We start from the raw sequence: 15,549 nt of genomic DNA, 5'->3' as shown, positions 1-15,549 counted from the left end.
CTTGACCAAAAGTCCCTCAAGTTCAACAACACGGTCGGCCAAACGACGGTTCGCACGCTCAAGATTCTCCAAACGAACCAATAACTCCGATATGAACTTATCCTTTTCGATAACCGAAAGATCCGATAATCTTTCGTAGGATCCAAATGAATTGACAACTTTATCAGCACTGATTAGTTACGAAAACGGAAGGGAACAAGCCAAAATGTTTACCGCAAAATTGGTATCGAACGTTGTATGTTGATAGTTACTATTTTCTTCCATGGAATTTATGGCATTCATATGGGCAAACGGCCAAAAACTGCAAGAACTCTGAGGAAAAACGATCAAAAGCAGGATCAAAGCAGGCGTTAAGCTGGGAAATGCATAGACAAATATCGCCGACAAGCAGAAGGTGAGCCCGGCCCTACGGACCAGCATTGACAAAATAACCCCAAATTCTCCTGATTTTATTCGTACCGCCATACCAATAAATAGAAGTACCAATGGGGTCATTAAGGAAGTAAGGCTCAAAACAGTATTCTGTAGAAATTTTGGTAGCGAAGTAATCGATATTCCAAATCCCAATAAAACAAGGCCAATCACAATTACCATGTTTATAGGTTCGTTAAGTAGCGATAGAAGTAGCCCTTTAAGTTTACTTTTGGTAGTTATTTTCTGATTAGCGTTGGCAGTGGCAAGGCGATGCCATCGCATGGCCAAAATATAGAGCAGGATCAATACAAATATTTTGTTACCCACATCGGATAGGGCCGCTAACGCCAAAGAATCGTCGCCAAGATATACCACGATAAATGGAAAGCATGATAGACCCGGTGCCAACGAAGGTAAAAGCATCAGTAATGTTCTTTTTTTGGCAGTCTCCCCTATAGGCAGCGTTGCCGTTAAAAGATATTTGGAGGCAAAAAGCATGATAAAATTGAAAGCCAATGCCAGTAGGGGAAATATTAAAAGACTTCCTTTAAGCTCGATCTTCAATAGTGCCACAAATATTGTCGCGGGTAATGCAACACATAGAATAATTTCCTTTATACCCTTAAGATCTTGCTTGGCAATTTTCTTCTGTAAAAAGAAGCCTATTGCAATTATGATTAGAAGTTCTAAGGTTTTTTGAAGGGCAAAATTCATAGGGAATTACGGGGTTGGTGAACTTAGATCAGCCCCTTGGAGTCGGACAAAGACGATTATCAAGGCAATTGTCAAACCAATCCAACTCCTGGGCTAATCAAACTTAAACTAGCACTTTTTCTAGGGCAGCTGTAAACAACTTCATTTCATCCATAGTACCCATGCTTACTCGGCACCAATTTTTATCATAGATGTCAAAAGCCCTAACGCCAACCCCAAGGGCGGTCATTTTTTCCAAGAAGGTTCGACCCTCCATTTCAATTGGGAATAATATAAAGCTTGTTGAAGAGGGAACATATTCAAACCCCATTCGTTCAAGGTTCTCATATACATACTCCCTACATTCCTTGTTCAATTTTCTGGATTTATCCTTAAAGGCAATATCGTCCATACTTGCCATAGCTGCATAAACGGAAGGCAGGGTAATGCCCATGCCACCACGGGTTACTTTCTGGATGATTTCCAAAGTATCGGGTTGGCCCACAATGTAACCTACACGTAATCCCGCCATCCCTTGTATCTTGGAAAATGTACGGGCGATGATCACATTTTTTCCTTCATTGATCAAGGAAACCATACTCTTCTTAGCACCGTCTTCCAAGAATCCCAAATAGGCTTCATCCACGAAAATTGGTGTCTTTTCCGATACCCTTGAACAGAAATCGATCAATTCATCATGGTCAGTCATACTACCTGTAGGGTTGTTCGGGTTACAGATGTATACCAATTTTGTTTCGGTATCGATGGCAGCTTCCATAGCGGCCAAATCATGCGACCAATCTTTTTTCAGCGGAATAGGCTTCCAAGTGGCGCCCGTTGCTTCGGCCACCTTGATCAAGGACATATATGCCGGATCAGCGGATATTATATTACCTCCTTCTTTGAAGAATACCATGGCGGTTTTTTCCAACAAATCAGAGGAACCAGGTCCCATCATGATGTTTTCCTGTTTTACACCCTCTTCCAAGGCAATCTTGTCCATCAATTCGTACAATTCTTTCCATGCGTAACGGTTACCTTTTGGCGCCCATTTTTGCATGGCTTCTACAGCCATTGGGGACGGTCCATACGGATTTTCGTTGGCATTGATTTTTGCTTCCAACTCCACAGGTGCAGTAAGAGCATAAGGTAGATACTCCTTAAAAAATGGAGTGTAAGGAATATTCCCATCCGCATCTATCCTAATAGGTTGGGACGGAAAAGCTCCGTAGGTCAAATAAGGTGCTGCCATTACTCCTGCAGCGGTGAGAACGCCTCTTTTGAGCCATTCTCTTCTGTTTACATTTGTTTTCATTTAAGTGCTATATTTAAGTTTACTGTTCTCTAATTTGTTTCTACAGGTTCTGCATTGATGCCTATGTCCCCGGCAGCTACTACAGTATCGTCGGTTGGGCTTAAACTAATGCTTACGTGCGCGTTGAGTGTTGTAATGGAGCCATAGAAAGCGGTGTCTGCAATCAGGAAGAACTTACTATCCGATAATTCACCCGTACTACCATTCACTTCATCCAAGGTCATCATGGTCGATGTGCCCACACCTGCAGCGCCTTCTACCAGAATGGCAGGGTGAAGGGTATCATCGATTGTGTTGTATAAGGATATCTGTACCAAGGTCTGGTCCAGGTCGGTTTCCCAAAAAACGATCCTTCCATATACGTTAGATCCCATGGGATCTGTAGAATTTATGCTGTAAGCCGTAAAGGTCTCCAGAGTTCCCCCGCCATCGGCCACTTCCAGGGCTGGCTCCAGTCTTTCTAAATCGCATGAAGCGAGCGCAATCAGCATTACGGTAAATACCCCTAACTTTTTTATAAATATCTTTATCATGTCTTTTGCTTTTTATTATTGCTTAAAATTTAGAAACTCAATGTTGCCCGTGCAGAGTAAAAGGCACCAAGGGAACCTTGTTGTGCATTGCCATACAGGTAAAAACCTCTTTCCTCGCTTCTGTATAGGTCCGGATAGTTATTGAAAATATTCTGACCGGTCAATGTGAAGGATAAATTATTGGATACCGCATAGGTTATTCCCAAATCTGTGGTGAACTGTGCGGAAAACGTTTGATCTGAAAATCCTTGTTCACCCACGTTTGGAAAATTTTCATCGGTAAGGGTGCCAATGCCATCATCTAATCTAGAAATTTCCCCAAAATAGGTTCCTCGCAACATCCCGGACCATTTTCCCAAACTGTAAGTTGCAGAAGCGATCAATTGTGTATTTGGCAAACCTTGTTCATAGGCGCCTATTATCGCTCTGTCTATATAAAGATCTTCAAGCTCTTGATTTGACAACACTGTATTCAAGTCCGGTACATTTGCGCCCTCGAAGGTCCTATCTGAAATTAATCCTGAAAAATTTAGGTTTAGCATGCCTTCACCAAGCCTATCGGTATAATTGGCTACAAATTCAATACCCTTTGTACTGATATCTCCTCCGTTGATCCTAAAGCTAGCAAGGCCTGAACCGATCAAAGGCTCCAGAACGGGCGCTTGGGTAGCACTGAAGTTACCTGTCTCAAAGAGACGGTCTGTGATATCAATTTGAAATGCATCTATACTAATATCCAGTTTGTTGAATAGTTTTGCGGTAATTCCAAAAGCCACATTGGTAGATCTTTCTTCTTGTAACTGCCCAATGCCAATGGCTTTTGCTACTTGACTATTGTTGGGATAAAGAGTGCCATCAAAGGGAAGTAGGTCCACAAAGAAGGTAAAGGTATGTGAATAGTTGAGCTCTTGTAAGGATGGAGCTCTAAACCCGTTGCTTACGGATCCCCTAACGGCAAAATTATCGGTGATTTTATAACGAGTGGCAAACTTTCCTGTAAATACGCCTCCAAAATCAGAGTACTGTTCCGTACGGAGCGCTCCACTTACGAACCACTTTTTTGTAACATCCAATTCCGCATCCAAGTATATACCAGTTACGGACCTAAAGGCATTGGCTTCGTTTTCAGGTGCAAATCCTCTAAAACATTGAGAGTTTGGGCTATATTGTAAAACCGGGTAGGAACTAACCCCGGCAAACGGCAATATTAGCGCATCTCCATTGCTGTCAACGATAGGATTGCCATTTAGATCCTCCAATGGAAATCCGTCCGGTCCAACAAGTGCTTGGTTATCCTCTGTGGCCGTAATGCGGCCAGCATCGCCAGCAGTATAACTTTCTTCTTGACCCCTTTCTATAATGTAGTTTTCTATACGAAATTCGCCTCCAATTGCAATGTTAAGGCCAGATAATACATCAGGGTAGAACCTGGACAGATCAAAATTGGATGTATTCTGCGAAAATTTATGGGTGCCCAAATCCATTTCTGTAGGGGATTCTGATTGTAAGCTGGCATTGAACGTATTGAATTGCCCGTACCTTTGAGTATTGGTGCCAAACGTATTACTAAAATCAAAATCCCAATCGCCAAGCTTTCCTTCAATACCCCCTGTAAATGCGATATTCGTCTGGGTATTGATCATTTGAGGTCTAAACCCGTTGGGGTATAGGTCAAAATTAAAACGATCCGTTTGGGCCGACCTTCGATAAAAACACCCGAAAAGATCACCGGATTTATAGCCAAAATCCCCAAAGGAGTAAAAGTTGGTTTCCGTACTTTCTGAAAGAGGTAGTTCCAAAGCGTAGGAAACAACTCCTAATACGGATGCAGGTAGACCTGCAAAGGTAGAAATGTCCCTTGCCGTAAGTCCTCGTGCCGCCAATAGCCCGGCATCGGTTTGAAGCTCTGCTGCTAGTGCCGTATTTCCGGCTGCCTGTGCCGCTAACAATTCAGGATTGGTAATTATTGGATTGCCCCGGGAATCCGTTCTTTCGTTATTTAAGTATGAACTTCCGTATGGAGTGGCTCCACTTATGTTTGGCCTAATGGCCGCCTCATTTTGCCGATACATTCCAGAAACGTTCAAATATCCACCTTTTTCAAAACTGGTACCGTAATTTATTCCTAGTTGATGAGTTATTCCATCTATGCCCCCGGTATCGTTTAGCAGGGCCTGATCCGCTTCGCTAATATTTGAATCGCTAATATCCGGATTGCTATTGGTATAAAATCCCGTGGTATAATTGGCCGTAAATAAGTTTGTTCCCTTTCTAGTAACAAAATTGATGACCCCGGCGATGGCATCTGATCCATACTGTGCGGAGGCTCCGTCACGTAAAACCTCCACCCTATCGATGGCATCGAGGGGAACAAAATCCATATCAACTGAATTGGCAGCACTTCCTGTTGCCGTGCCAATTAATTGTGCCCCACTATGTCGTTTTTTACCATTGACAAGAACGAGGAGTTGGTTTGGTGCCAAGCCCCTAAGGGAAGGAGGTGCCACGGATGAACTAAGGTCACCTCCTTGCGAACGTACTGCTTGGAATGAAGGTGCCGAAGCTACTAGCATTTGGGCAATGTCCAACTGTGGCATGTTTATTTGCTGTTGCTTGATACTTATGACGTCCACAGGGGCGGCGGTTTCCAGTTTGGTTCGTGCCTGTCCTCTTGTGCCTACTACAATTGTTTCCGTTAATTGCTGGGCAGACTCCTCCAGTATTACATTTATAGTACTATTGCCATTAACTGGTACTTCCTTGGTTCCGTAGCCGAGATAGGAAAAAACCAATGTTCCGGTCCTTGAGGATACAATGGAATAATTTCCGTCAAAATCGGATATTACACCTTTAGATGTTCCTTTCACTCTAATATTTACCCCGGGCAAAGGACCGCTTGTGTCAGAGATTTTCCCGGAGATGGTTATTTCTTGTGCATACGAATGGGTGAGAATACACAGGAAAAGCAAAAAAAATAAAACTTTCTTCATAATCTGAGGTTTAGATAGTTAGTACTCAAAACAGCACTGACACACTGGTAAGTAATCACTTAATTTGTGACAGTGGTGTGATTAAAAGAAAAGTTCCGGACACTTGTTCTATAATCATAATGGGTTTTTTAAGCCCTTATTGATTTAGACAATATTAATCAGAGATAATGAAATAAAAAAGGGAGCATATCTTATTAAAACCCTTAAAATCAGCACTTAAGGTTTCATTTTTTGACATATCGCCAATATTTTTAGCTTTTAATGTCGATATGGTATTTTTGGTTTTGAAAAAATCCAAAAGCTGGTGAAATTGGCAATACATGATATTGCATTATTTTTATCAAAACAATAATTTTTGGATTTTAAATTATTGAATATTTAGTATAAATAACATTTAATTATGTAATTATAATCAAAAATTAGGAAACGTTAAATTATCTTTACCTTTGTATGTTCAAATCCTTTCAATGTGGGATTAATGGGTATAATGTATTGATATATAATATTTTAAATTGTATTTATTAGCAATTTTGTGAAAAATAGATTAGACCAAGTCGATTTTGAAATTTTGAACATCCTTACCCAGGATGCCCAGACCCCGTATACCGAGGTGGCGAAACGAATGATCATTTCCCCCGGAACGGTACATGCTAGAATGAGGAAGATGAAGGAGCTAGGTTTGATCGTTGGCGCAACTTTAAATCTGGATTACAGTAAGATGGATTGGAAACTAACTATATTTCTTGGCATCTATCTTACGGAAAGTACATTATACAAGGAAGTAATAACAAATCTTATGAGGGTTGGGGAAGTAGTAAAGGTGCACCATGTTACCGGGAAATACGATATTTTCGTAAAAATGCATGCGCGGGATAGTATACACTACCGTCAAATATATCAGGACTCCATTCTTATGATTAAAGGCATCAAGGGCATAGAATCCTTTATTTCTGTAGAGGAGAACCTTTCAAGACATATATATTTTCAATGACAAAGATGTATAGATCGGAATTTTTTTAAGTCTTTACCTATTTAAATACCCCTGATATACATCAAAGTACTGAGTTAATAATATTCCTAAAGCTTTATCATTTTTGTGTTTTCATGTTTACGGGATCCCAATCTACGGGTTGCTGGGTAAAGTAGCTATCATTCGCCAATAGGGCAGCACCAGCGGCCCTCAGTCCAAAGGTAGGGTCCTGGATTACGGAACCATTGTTCCTAATCGCCGTAAAGAAATTATTGAAATGATCATAATGCCCTCCTTTATAATCTCTCTCAGCCTCCCAAGTAGTAGTGCCCGTGCTTAAGGAAGAAGTTCTTGGTTCCAAGGTATTCAGGTCATAACCAGCCCTGATCTTTTCCTGCATTTCCTCCGTGAAAGAGACCATGGAATATCCTTGGGGTACCATACTGAGTTTGGAACGTCTTACTGTAACCGAATTTTGTCCCACTTCCATTTCCCCTTCGGTACCAATAAGCTTAAAGCCCCCACCACCGCCACTACCGGCGATGAAATTGATCCTGAAGGCAGCGTTAAAGGCGGCATGGGTATCCGTTTTTGGATAATCGTATAGGGTAATGGAAACGTCTGGGACGTCCCTACCGTCTTTCCAGTAGCGGAGTCCGCCTGTTGCCAGCGCACGGTTAGGACCCATGGAACTGATTACGTGGTTTAAAGTGGAGAAAGCATGTACGAATAAATCGCCCGCAACACCGGTCCCATAGTCCCTGTAGTTTCGCCATCTAAAAAACCGTTTGGGCTCAAAAGGAACTTTGGGCGCTTTCCCCAAAAAGGTGTCGAAGTCTACGGTTTTCGTATTTGCATCGGGTGGTATGGGGTACTGCCACGCGCCTTCTGCCGAATATCGGTCGTTATACATATCCAACATGACCAAATCCCCAATGGCACCTTCTTCATAAAGTTTTTTTGCTTTTTCATTGCCCAGAGACGACATACCCTGGCTCCCAATTTGGCATATTTTGCCGCTTTCTTTTTGAGCGTTGATAATGGCCTGGCCTTCTTCAGGTTTTTGCACCATGGGTTTCTCGCAGTATACATGCTTACCTGCTTTTAGGGCATCGATCGTAATTTTTTGATGCCAGTGGTCCGGTGTCGCAATAATGACGGCATCGATATCCTTTCTATTCAATATATCCCTATAATCCCTAGTGGTGTAGATGGATGCTCCCCAAAGTTCCTTGGCCCTTTCCAATCTGCCCGTGTACAGGTCACAGGCGGCAACCAATTGGACACCGTCTACCTTTAGGGCCGTCTGCGTATCATAAATCCCTTGAATACCTGTTCCAATCAAGGCGATGTTTATATGGTCGTTCGCCGAAAAGGAGTGCGCCGTATAGTGTCTGCTAAGAATCAATTTTTCTTCGAAGCTTCCAGCTAATAGAAATGGACTGGAAGTTACGGCTGCGGATGTCAAGGTCGCCTTTTTTAGAAAGGACCTTCGGGAGTTTTTCTTGCTCATAATCAAAACGGGCTTGGTTTGTAATTGAATTCGTCGGTTCTAAAAATAGGAATTTTTGAACGATAAATCTTATGGAAAACGTGCCGCAGGTTTATTTGGCGGTACGATGTTCAAAAATTTTCATAAAGAGCATGGTGTTCATTTTCCTTGCCCTGTTCTTTGCAATCCATGCCGTTTCTCCGGAAAATAGTTCGTCTATTGTGGCGAACCATAGGTTTAGCCAAATGCCAAAGTGCTCCATGGCCATGGTGTTACCCATGTAGTCATCGGTTTTTATATGGGCCTTTATCGGGTCACCGGTATATTTCCTTTTCAGGAACAATTGGGATTCCCAGAAATCCGTCAAAATTTCCAAGTGGGCATCCCAATCGGAAATTATTCCATTGAAAATGGGTCCTAGGGTATTCTCTTTCCGCACTTTTTCATAAAAAGTGTTTACAAGCAGCGCTATATCTTTTCGGCTCTTTATTTCAGCTTTGGTGCTCATAACTACAATGGCGGACATTTAATTGGAAGGAGGGCGGGTGAATCTATCCCAAGGTTTCCATCATAAAGGCATACAGTTCTTGCATCTGGGGCTTGCCTTTTCTTTTTCCCATCTGTCCAAAGGTATAGAGTGCGAACCAAACTACCACCAGAATTACCATAAATCCAACTTGAGGTCCGTATGGTTTGTTCAGTGATGCGCTTACATAGGCCCAAATGCCAATTATGATAAATAGGGTAGCTACCACAAAGTGTAAGAACATGAAAAAGGTCCATAGGGTGGGGTTTGGCCCGAAAAAACCGTAGATCTTGGAGGTTTTTTCATCCAATGCATCTATTTCCAAGTGCAGTTGGGGGGAGCCAAAATGGGTGGTTGCCTTATTGTATCCGATAAAAATATGGTTGTCCAGGCACTTGATGAGAAATGGGTCTTTTTTTGAGTCCAAGAATTTTCGCAACAATATTTCCCTATTGCCTAAAATCTCAAGTTGAAACCTAGGTCTAAGAACGATTTCATTGGACAGATTTTTCATAGGTCGTTCATGGGTGACATTCTATTTCTGCCGATACCATTTGGGTTACCGGTTTTGGAGATACGTAGGGTATGCCCAATCCAAGTCCGCGTAAAATGAAAAGCGCTCCCATAAGGACGACGAATACCGGAATCAGTTTTTGGATCCGTTTCTTTGCGTTCCCTTTTAGCAAAGCACTAAAGTATACGGCAGTTGTCATTAGGGGAACTGTTCCCAGGCCAAATAACATCATATAAAGGCTACCTTGTGCCACATCTCCCATGGCTATGGCCCCAAAAAGTGCCATATAAACCAAGCCGCAGGGAAGAAAACCATTAAGGAAACCTATTGTCAAAAAGGTGTCGGCCGTTTTCTTTTTGAATTCCTGGCCCAACCTACTTTTAATTTTTGATATGATTTTATAAACCGGGCGTCCCAATTGAAACCTGTTAAGGGTCTTCGCGGGAATTAGAACCAAGAGGATCATTACAATCCCTACGGCAATGGAAAGTCTTTGCTGCATTCCAAAGACATAAAGCCCTTTTCCCAAAAGCCCAAAAACCAAACCGATAATGCCATAGGCAAGAAGCCTTCCCAGATGATAAAGGCTGATCTGCCCAAATTTTTTGAGGTTGCTTTTGCGATCAACGGGCAACATAAAGGCAATGGGTCCGCACATACCCACGCAGTGGAGACTTCCCATAAATCCTAAAATGAGTGCGGACAAAAGCATGTGGTCTAATAAGTTATTTTTTCTTTATGTAAATATTCGGTGCCATTGTAGTTCCAACGTATTTTAATGTCCCAGCGACCATCCAACAAGCGGTTGTCAGGTATGAGCAAATGGTTATTGGACAAACTTATGGGTAAGTCAAAATCCAATTGCTTATTAGATGGTCTGTATAGGGACACTGTTCCTTCTATTTCTTTTGGGTTCAATTTTATGGGGAATACTATTTCAAGTCCGTTTGCACTTTTATTCACCTCTACTTGGTTGATGTCCTTGTTAGCATTGTTCTGGGCATCGATTTCTTTCTGATAGGCCAGTTCCTGCCTATAGTAATCTTCTGTGACAAGGTCGTGGTTGGCGCGTGTGTCCGTACTCATTCGTACTACAAAAAACATAATAAAGCCAATAAAACCTATAAAGGCCAATACGATTCCAGTTCCCCAATTGATTTTCATCTCTTATTTTTTAGTTATTTATAACTTCTAGGCGCCATAAAGGAGCATAGGGTCGTCTCGACCAATTCATCTCCACTATATACCCCCACTTTTACTTTTTCCTTATCGCTTTTTATGGCAGCATTGTCAATCTCTATAAAGAGCGTTCCTTCGGCCAAATCCTGTGCAGGTACTTCGAAATTTTCATTTCTGACCAACTTCACCGTGCCTTTGTGCGAAAGCAGCCTAAAGCTTACATCCTCTACGGGCTTTGTGGTCTTGTTCACCAGTTTATAGGTGTACACATTACTAATGATATTTCCTTCCTTGTGCTCGTAAAGTTGGCCTGGTAACCGAAGAATATTGGCTTCCAAATCATTGCGTAGAAACATCATACCTACTAGCACCCCTATGAGTATGATAAGTACGGCCGAATAGCCCTTTAACCTGGGCGTAAATTTGAATTTCTCCTTTTTGGTGATTTCATCCTCACTCGCATACCTAATAAGACCTTTTGGTAGGTTTACCTTTTCCATGATGGTATCGCACTCATCGATACAGGCGGTACAGTTTACACATTCTAGCTGGGTTCCGTTTCTAATATCGATTCCGGTAGGGCACACGTTCACACACTGAAAGCAATCGATACAATCCCCATAGCCCAAGGCTTCCCGATCTTCATTTTTACGCCATTTTTTACGACCGTTTTCCGCCTCTCCGCGTTTATGGTCATAAGCTACAACTATGGACTTATTATCCAATAGTACCCCCTGCATTCTACCATAGGGACAGGCAATTATGCAAACCTGCTCCCTAAACCAGGCAAAAACAAAATAAAAGACTGCCGTAAAAATCAATAAGGATACAATAGTGCTTACATGCTCCCAAGGACCGTCTGTTATATAGCGTATTAGACGGTCGCTGCCGATCAGATAGGCCAAGAATATATTGGCGATCAAAAATGAAATGACAAAGAAAATGAACCACTTTAATACCCTTTTCCTAATTTTCTCGGCATCCCAAGCTTGTCGGTCCAATTTTATTTGGGCCCCACGGTCACCATCGATCCAGTACTCGATCCTCCTGAAGACCATTTCCATAAAAATGGTCTGGGGGCACATCCATCCACAGAAAATACGTCCAAAAGCAACGGTAAAAAGCGCGACAAAAATCACACCGATGATCATGGAAATAACGAACAAATGAAAATCCTGGGGCCAAAATGGAAATCCAAAAATATTGAAACGGCGTTCCAATACATTGAACATCAAAAATTGGTTGCCATTAATTTTTATAAAGGGCGCGGCAAACAAGAATGCAAGCAGAAAATAACTCACGTATTTTCTGTATTCATAGAACTTACCACTGGGTTTTTTGGGAAAAACCCAAGCTCTTTTTCCTTCCTCGTTTATCGTGCCAATAGAATCCCTAAAGTTATCTTGATCTTGTGCCATTACGGTTTAGTTTGTCTTGCTTTAAAATAGGGATAGTTGATTTTTTATGTTCTATTCTATGGTCGATGTTTTTTTGAACCACCACATGCCAATTAATAATAGCATGTGGTAATCCAATAAGGAATCGCTACTCTATTACGCTACCTTCTTCGTCAATGGTCTTGGTAAATTCCAAAGTATCTACTTCAACTTCTATTAGCACTGAATCAACAGCAGGCGCTCCTTCTACGTCCATATGGGGGTTTACGATGATATCCCCTTCAGGTGCCTTAGGATTGGCTGGTGTGGTTCCCTGAAATTTCAATACGTAACTGGACACTTGTGCCATCTCCAAAGGTTTCAGGCTCTGCTTCCAGGCGATCATACCCTTACCGTCCCTACCACCTTCTGAAATGGTATTAAAGACCGATTTGATATCGCCTCCCAATATCCAGTTCTGGTCTGTAAGGTTAGGGCCGATTCCCCCACCACCGTCGGCCATGTGACATGCTACACAATTCGTTTCAAAAATGTTTTTACCTGCGGCAATGTCCGATGCATCGGTTAAAACTTCCACGGTATTTACATCTACCAAATCCTTTGCATTTTTCTTGTATTCCGCTATTTCGGCTTCTGCCAAGGTCATTTCCGTTAGGTATTCGGTATCTTGATCATAGTCATGGAAAACATGGAAGCGAACCAAGTAAACGACACCAAAAATGATAGTGGCATAAAACATATATACCCACCATGGCGGAAGTTTGTTGTCCAACTCCCTGATACCATCATAATTGTGATCCAAAATAATTTCACCTTCCGCTTCAATAGGTTTGGAGCCCAATAGCTTTTCGTACATTCTTTTGCCCCAAGCCCATTCAAAGCCCTGTTGCTTGGAAGCCAGGTAACGTTCCTTTGCTTCCTCTGAAAGGGTCTGGAACATGACATTCTCAATGGAGGCCAGAATAAGCTCAATACCCACAAGCAAAAGGAGAATGAAGCCTAGAAAAAGGGCAACAATGGGTTGGTCAAGAAAGGCGGGTTTGTCCCCGGAGTCCACAAAAAACTCCGTCAAGCCAAATATGGCGAAAAATAGTAGTGGAAGTCTGATCCACCAAGGTCCTAGGTTTTTCATAATTCAATATTTTGTTGGTTGTTATTGTCTAGGGGTATTTCACTTACTTCTCTTACATAATCCTTGGATGCCGTAAAGACCCACCAAAACAGAACTATAAAGAAGACGAAGAAGATCATCAACGAAATCATTGGGTAGGTGGCTACCCCCTCAATGTTTTCCATATATCCTTTTACAAACTTTAGCATGGCTATTTATTTTCTGAGATTAGTTCGTTTGTTTCCTTAATTTTTATGTCCGTACCCAAACGTTGCAGGTAGGCAATCATGGCAACAATTTCCCTGTCGCGCATTTCTATGAATTCTTCCCCATTTTCAGCGGCATATTTTTTATCGGCTTCATAAGTCTTCGCAAAATCCGGGTCGCTATAAAGGTTTTTCTCTATTTGAACGGCTTGAGTGCTCATACTGGCTTCGGCATTGGCAATATCCTCATCAGTATATGGTACTCCCAAGGTAACCATAGCCTCCATTTTATCCTGAACCCCGCTTCTGTCATGTTTGTTGCGTACCAACCAAGAGTAGGACGGCATTATGGACCCGGAAGAGGTCGTCTGCGGATCGTACATGTGGTTGAGGTGCCAGTTATCGGAATACTTTCCACCAACCCTTAACAAGTCCGGCCCTGTTCTTTTACTACCCCATAGGAATGGGTGGTCGTATACGAACTCCCCGGCCTTGGCATATTCCCCATAGCGTTCTACCTCACTTCTAAAAGGCCTGATCATCTGGGAATGGCATCCCACACACCCCTCACGGATATACAGGTCCCGTCCTTCCAATTCCAATGGTGTATAGGGTTTTACACTGGTGATGGTAGGAATATTGGATTTCACCATGATGGTAGGTACAATTTGAACGATACCACCAATAAGAATGGCAACCGTTGCCAAAATGGTCAATTGAATGGGTTTACGTTCCAACCAAGTGTGGAAGGTTTCCCCTGCGGTCCTGTTTTTGGATACCCGGGTCAGTGCAGCGGCTTCGGCCAATTCATCCTCTACTTTTTGTCCGGATTTGATGGTTACAACGATGTTGTACACCATTACGATGGCACCTACGATGAAAAGGCTACCGCCAATGGCTCGCATCCAATACATAGGGATGATCTCGTTTACGGTTTCCAAGAAGTTACCGTATACCAAAGTACCATCTGGGTTAAAATCTTTCCACATCAGTGCCTGAGTAAACCCTGCAACGTACATAGGCAAAGCATATAGGATAATACCTAGGGTGCCGATCCAGAAGTGGAAGTTTGCAAGCCCAACGGAAGCCAAACGCGTCTTGAACATTTTCGGAACCAACCAATAGATCATACCAAAGGTCAAGAAACCGTTCCAGGCCAAGGCCCCAACATGTACGTGGGCAATGATCCAATCACTAAAATGCGCTATGGCGTTTACGTTCTTTAAGGATAGCATAGGCCCCTCAAAAGTGGCCATACCATAACCGGTAATCGCTACCACCATAAATTTTAGGGTAGGATCTGTACGAACTTTGTCCCAGGCACCCCTTAAGGTCAACAGACCGTTGATCATACCACCCCAGGAGGGAGCTATCAACATGACCGAGAAAGCAACACCAAGGTTTTGGGCCCAATCCGGCAATGCAGAGTATAACAAATGGTGAGGTCCCGCCCAAATATATATGAATATCAGGGACCAGAAGTGTACAATGGAAAGTCTATAGGAGTATACAGGTCTGTTTGCCGCTTTGGGAACAAAATAGTACATCAGCCCCAAGAACGGTGTCGTTAAAAAGAATGCCACCGCATTGTGGCCGTACCACCATTGTACCAAGGCATCTTGCACTCCAGCGTATACGGAGTAACTTTTTAAGGCACTTACCGGTAATTCCAAACTATTGAAGATATGGAGTACCGCAACGGTAACAAATGTGGCCAAATAGAACCAAATGGCAACGTATAAATGACGTTGTCTTCTCTTGATCATGGTACCGATCAGGTTCACCCCAAATGCTACCCAAACTAGGGCTATTGCGATATCGATGGGCCACTCAAGTTCTGCATATTCCTTAGAGGTCGAGTATCCTAAAGGGAGTGTTATGGCCGCGGCCACGATAATCAATTGCCAGCCCCAAAAGTTGATGTTGCTCAGGACATCACTGAACATCCTTGCCTTTAAGAGACGCTGGGTAGAGTAATAAACACCGGCGAAAATGGCGTTACCCACAAAGGCAAAAATGACCGCATTGGTATGCAAGGGTCTTAAACGGCCAAAACTTAGCCAAGAAATCCCGTCCGTTACATTAGGGAACAGGAACATAAAGGCCAACAATAGGCCCACGGACATACCCACAATTCCCCAAAGCATTGTGGCGTAGATAAACTTTTTTACGATTTTGTTATCGTAATAAAACTGCTGTACTTCCATAG

Annotated in this window: 14 protein-coding genes; 1 reads left to right on the top strand and 13 read right to left on the bottom strand. The window is 42.5% G+C overall.

Translation table 11 applies throughout. The annotated features are described in order from the left end of the window. Positions 1-177: 177 nt before the first annotated feature. The 4 genes from BFP75_RS05210 to BFP75_RS05195 all read right to left on the bottom strand — a co-directional run bounded on the left by BFP75_RS05210 (position 178) and on the right by BFP75_RS05195 (position 5,945). Positions 178-1,128 carry a permease gene (locus BFP75_RS05210; RefSeq protein ID WP_099543964.1) on the bottom strand — a complete coding sequence of 317 codons (951 nt, stop codon included), beginning with the start codon at positions 1,126-1,128 and terminating at the stop codon, positions 178-180. Positions 1,129-1,231: 103 nt separating this feature from the next. Then, positions 1,232-2,422 (bottom strand): pyridoxal phosphate-dependent aminotransferase, encoded by a 1,191-nt coding sequence (locus tag BFP75_RS05205; RefSeq protein ID WP_099543962.1) that lies wholly within the window; start codon positions 2,420-2,422, stop codon positions 1,232-1,234. 29 nt (positions 2,423-2,451) lie between these two features. Further along, positions 2,452-2,955: a hypothetical protein gene (locus BFP75_RS05200; RefSeq protein ID WP_099543960.1), complete on the bottom strand. Its 504-nt coding sequence runs from the start codon at positions 2,953-2,955 to the stop codon at positions 2,452-2,454. A gap of 29 nt (positions 2,956-2,984) precedes the next feature. Then, a complete protein-coding gene (locus BFP75_RS05195) occupies positions 2,985-5,945 on the bottom strand; it encodes a TonB-dependent receptor (protein WP_099543959.1) in 2,961 nt (986 codons plus the stop codon). A 532-nt stretch (positions 5,946-6,477) separates the two neighbouring features. On the opposite strand from BFP75_RS05195, the gene BFP75_RS05190 reads away from it, so the two are divergent. After that, positions 6,478-6,936: an Lrp/AsnC family transcriptional regulator gene (locus BFP75_RS05190; RefSeq protein ID WP_099543957.1), complete on the top strand. Its 459-nt coding sequence runs from the start codon at positions 6,478-6,480 to the stop codon at positions 6,934-6,936. A gap of 97 nt (positions 6,937-7,033) precedes the next feature. On the opposite strand, the gene BFP75_RS05185 is transcribed toward BFP75_RS05190, so the two are convergent. The 9 genes from BFP75_RS05185 to ccoN form a co-directional block, all read right to left on the bottom strand. Further along, positions 7,034-8,428 carry a Gfo/Idh/MocA family protein gene (locus BFP75_RS05185; protein ID WP_099543955.1) on the bottom strand — a complete coding sequence of 465 codons (1,395 nt, stop codon included), beginning with the start codon at positions 8,426-8,428 and terminating at the stop codon, positions 7,034-7,036. 91 nt (positions 8,429-8,519) lie between these two features. Continuing rightward, positions 8,520-8,933, bottom strand: a complete 414-nt coding sequence (locus BFP75_RS05180) for a group III truncated hemoglobin (protein WP_240531701.1) — start codon at positions 8,931-8,933, stop codon at positions 8,520-8,522. Positions 8,934-8,958: 25 nt separating this feature from the next. Continuing rightward, on the bottom strand, positions 8,959-9,447 hold the full coding sequence (locus tag BFP75_RS05175) for a GTP-binding protein (protein WP_099543953.1): 489 nt from the start codon (positions 9,445-9,447) through the stop codon (positions 8,959-8,961). Positions 9,448-9,454: 7 nt separating this feature from the next. Further along, complete coding sequence (locus BFP75_RS05170; protein WP_099543951.1) at positions 9,455-10,159, bottom strand: sulfite exporter TauE/SafE family protein; 705 nt, start codon at positions 10,157-10,159, stop codon at positions 9,455-9,457. A 5-nt stretch (positions 10,160-10,164) separates the two neighbouring features. Further along, complete coding sequence (locus BFP75_RS05165; protein ID WP_099543949.1) at positions 10,165-10,611, bottom strand: FixH family protein; 447 nt, start codon at positions 10,609-10,611, stop codon at positions 10,165-10,167. Between the two features lie 14 nt (positions 10,612-10,625). After that, a complete protein-coding gene (gene ccoG, locus BFP75_RS05160; protein ID WP_099543947.1) occupies positions 10,626-12,044 on the bottom strand; it encodes a cytochrome c oxidase accessory protein CcoG in 1,419 nt (472 codons plus the stop codon). A 127-nt stretch (positions 12,045-12,171) separates the two neighbouring features. Continuing rightward, complete coding sequence (locus BFP75_RS05155; protein WP_099543945.1) at positions 12,172-13,155, bottom strand: cbb3-type cytochrome c oxidase N-terminal domain-containing protein; 984 nt, start codon at positions 13,153-13,155, stop codon at positions 12,172-12,174. Beyond that, the gene (locus BFP75_RS05150) at positions 13,152-13,343 is read right to left on the bottom strand and encodes a CcoQ/FixQ family Cbb3-type cytochrome c oxidase assembly chaperone (protein ID WP_099543943.1); all 192 of its coding nucleotides are present in this window, start codon (positions 13,341-13,343) and stop codon (positions 13,152-13,154) included. Before BFP75_RS05150 ends, BFP75_RS05155 begins: the two co-directional genes overlap by 4 nt. A 2-nt stretch (positions 13,344-13,345) precedes the next feature. Next, the gene (gene ccoN, locus BFP75_RS05145; RefSeq protein WP_099543941.1) at positions 13,346-15,547 is read right to left on the bottom strand and encodes a cytochrome-c oxidase, cbb3-type subunit I; all 2,202 of its coding nucleotides are present in this window, start codon (positions 15,545-15,547) and stop codon (positions 13,346-13,348) included. Positions 15,548-15,549: the final 2 nt, after the last annotated feature.

The organism is Maribacter sp. 4G9, from assembly GCF_002742265.1.
Classification (GTDB): domain Bacteria; phylum Bacteroidota; class Bacteroidia; order Flavobacteriales; family Flavobacteriaceae; genus Maribacter.
Note: the sequence above shows the minus strand (reverse complement) of the source record. Positions and strands in the feature narration are given on the sequence as shown.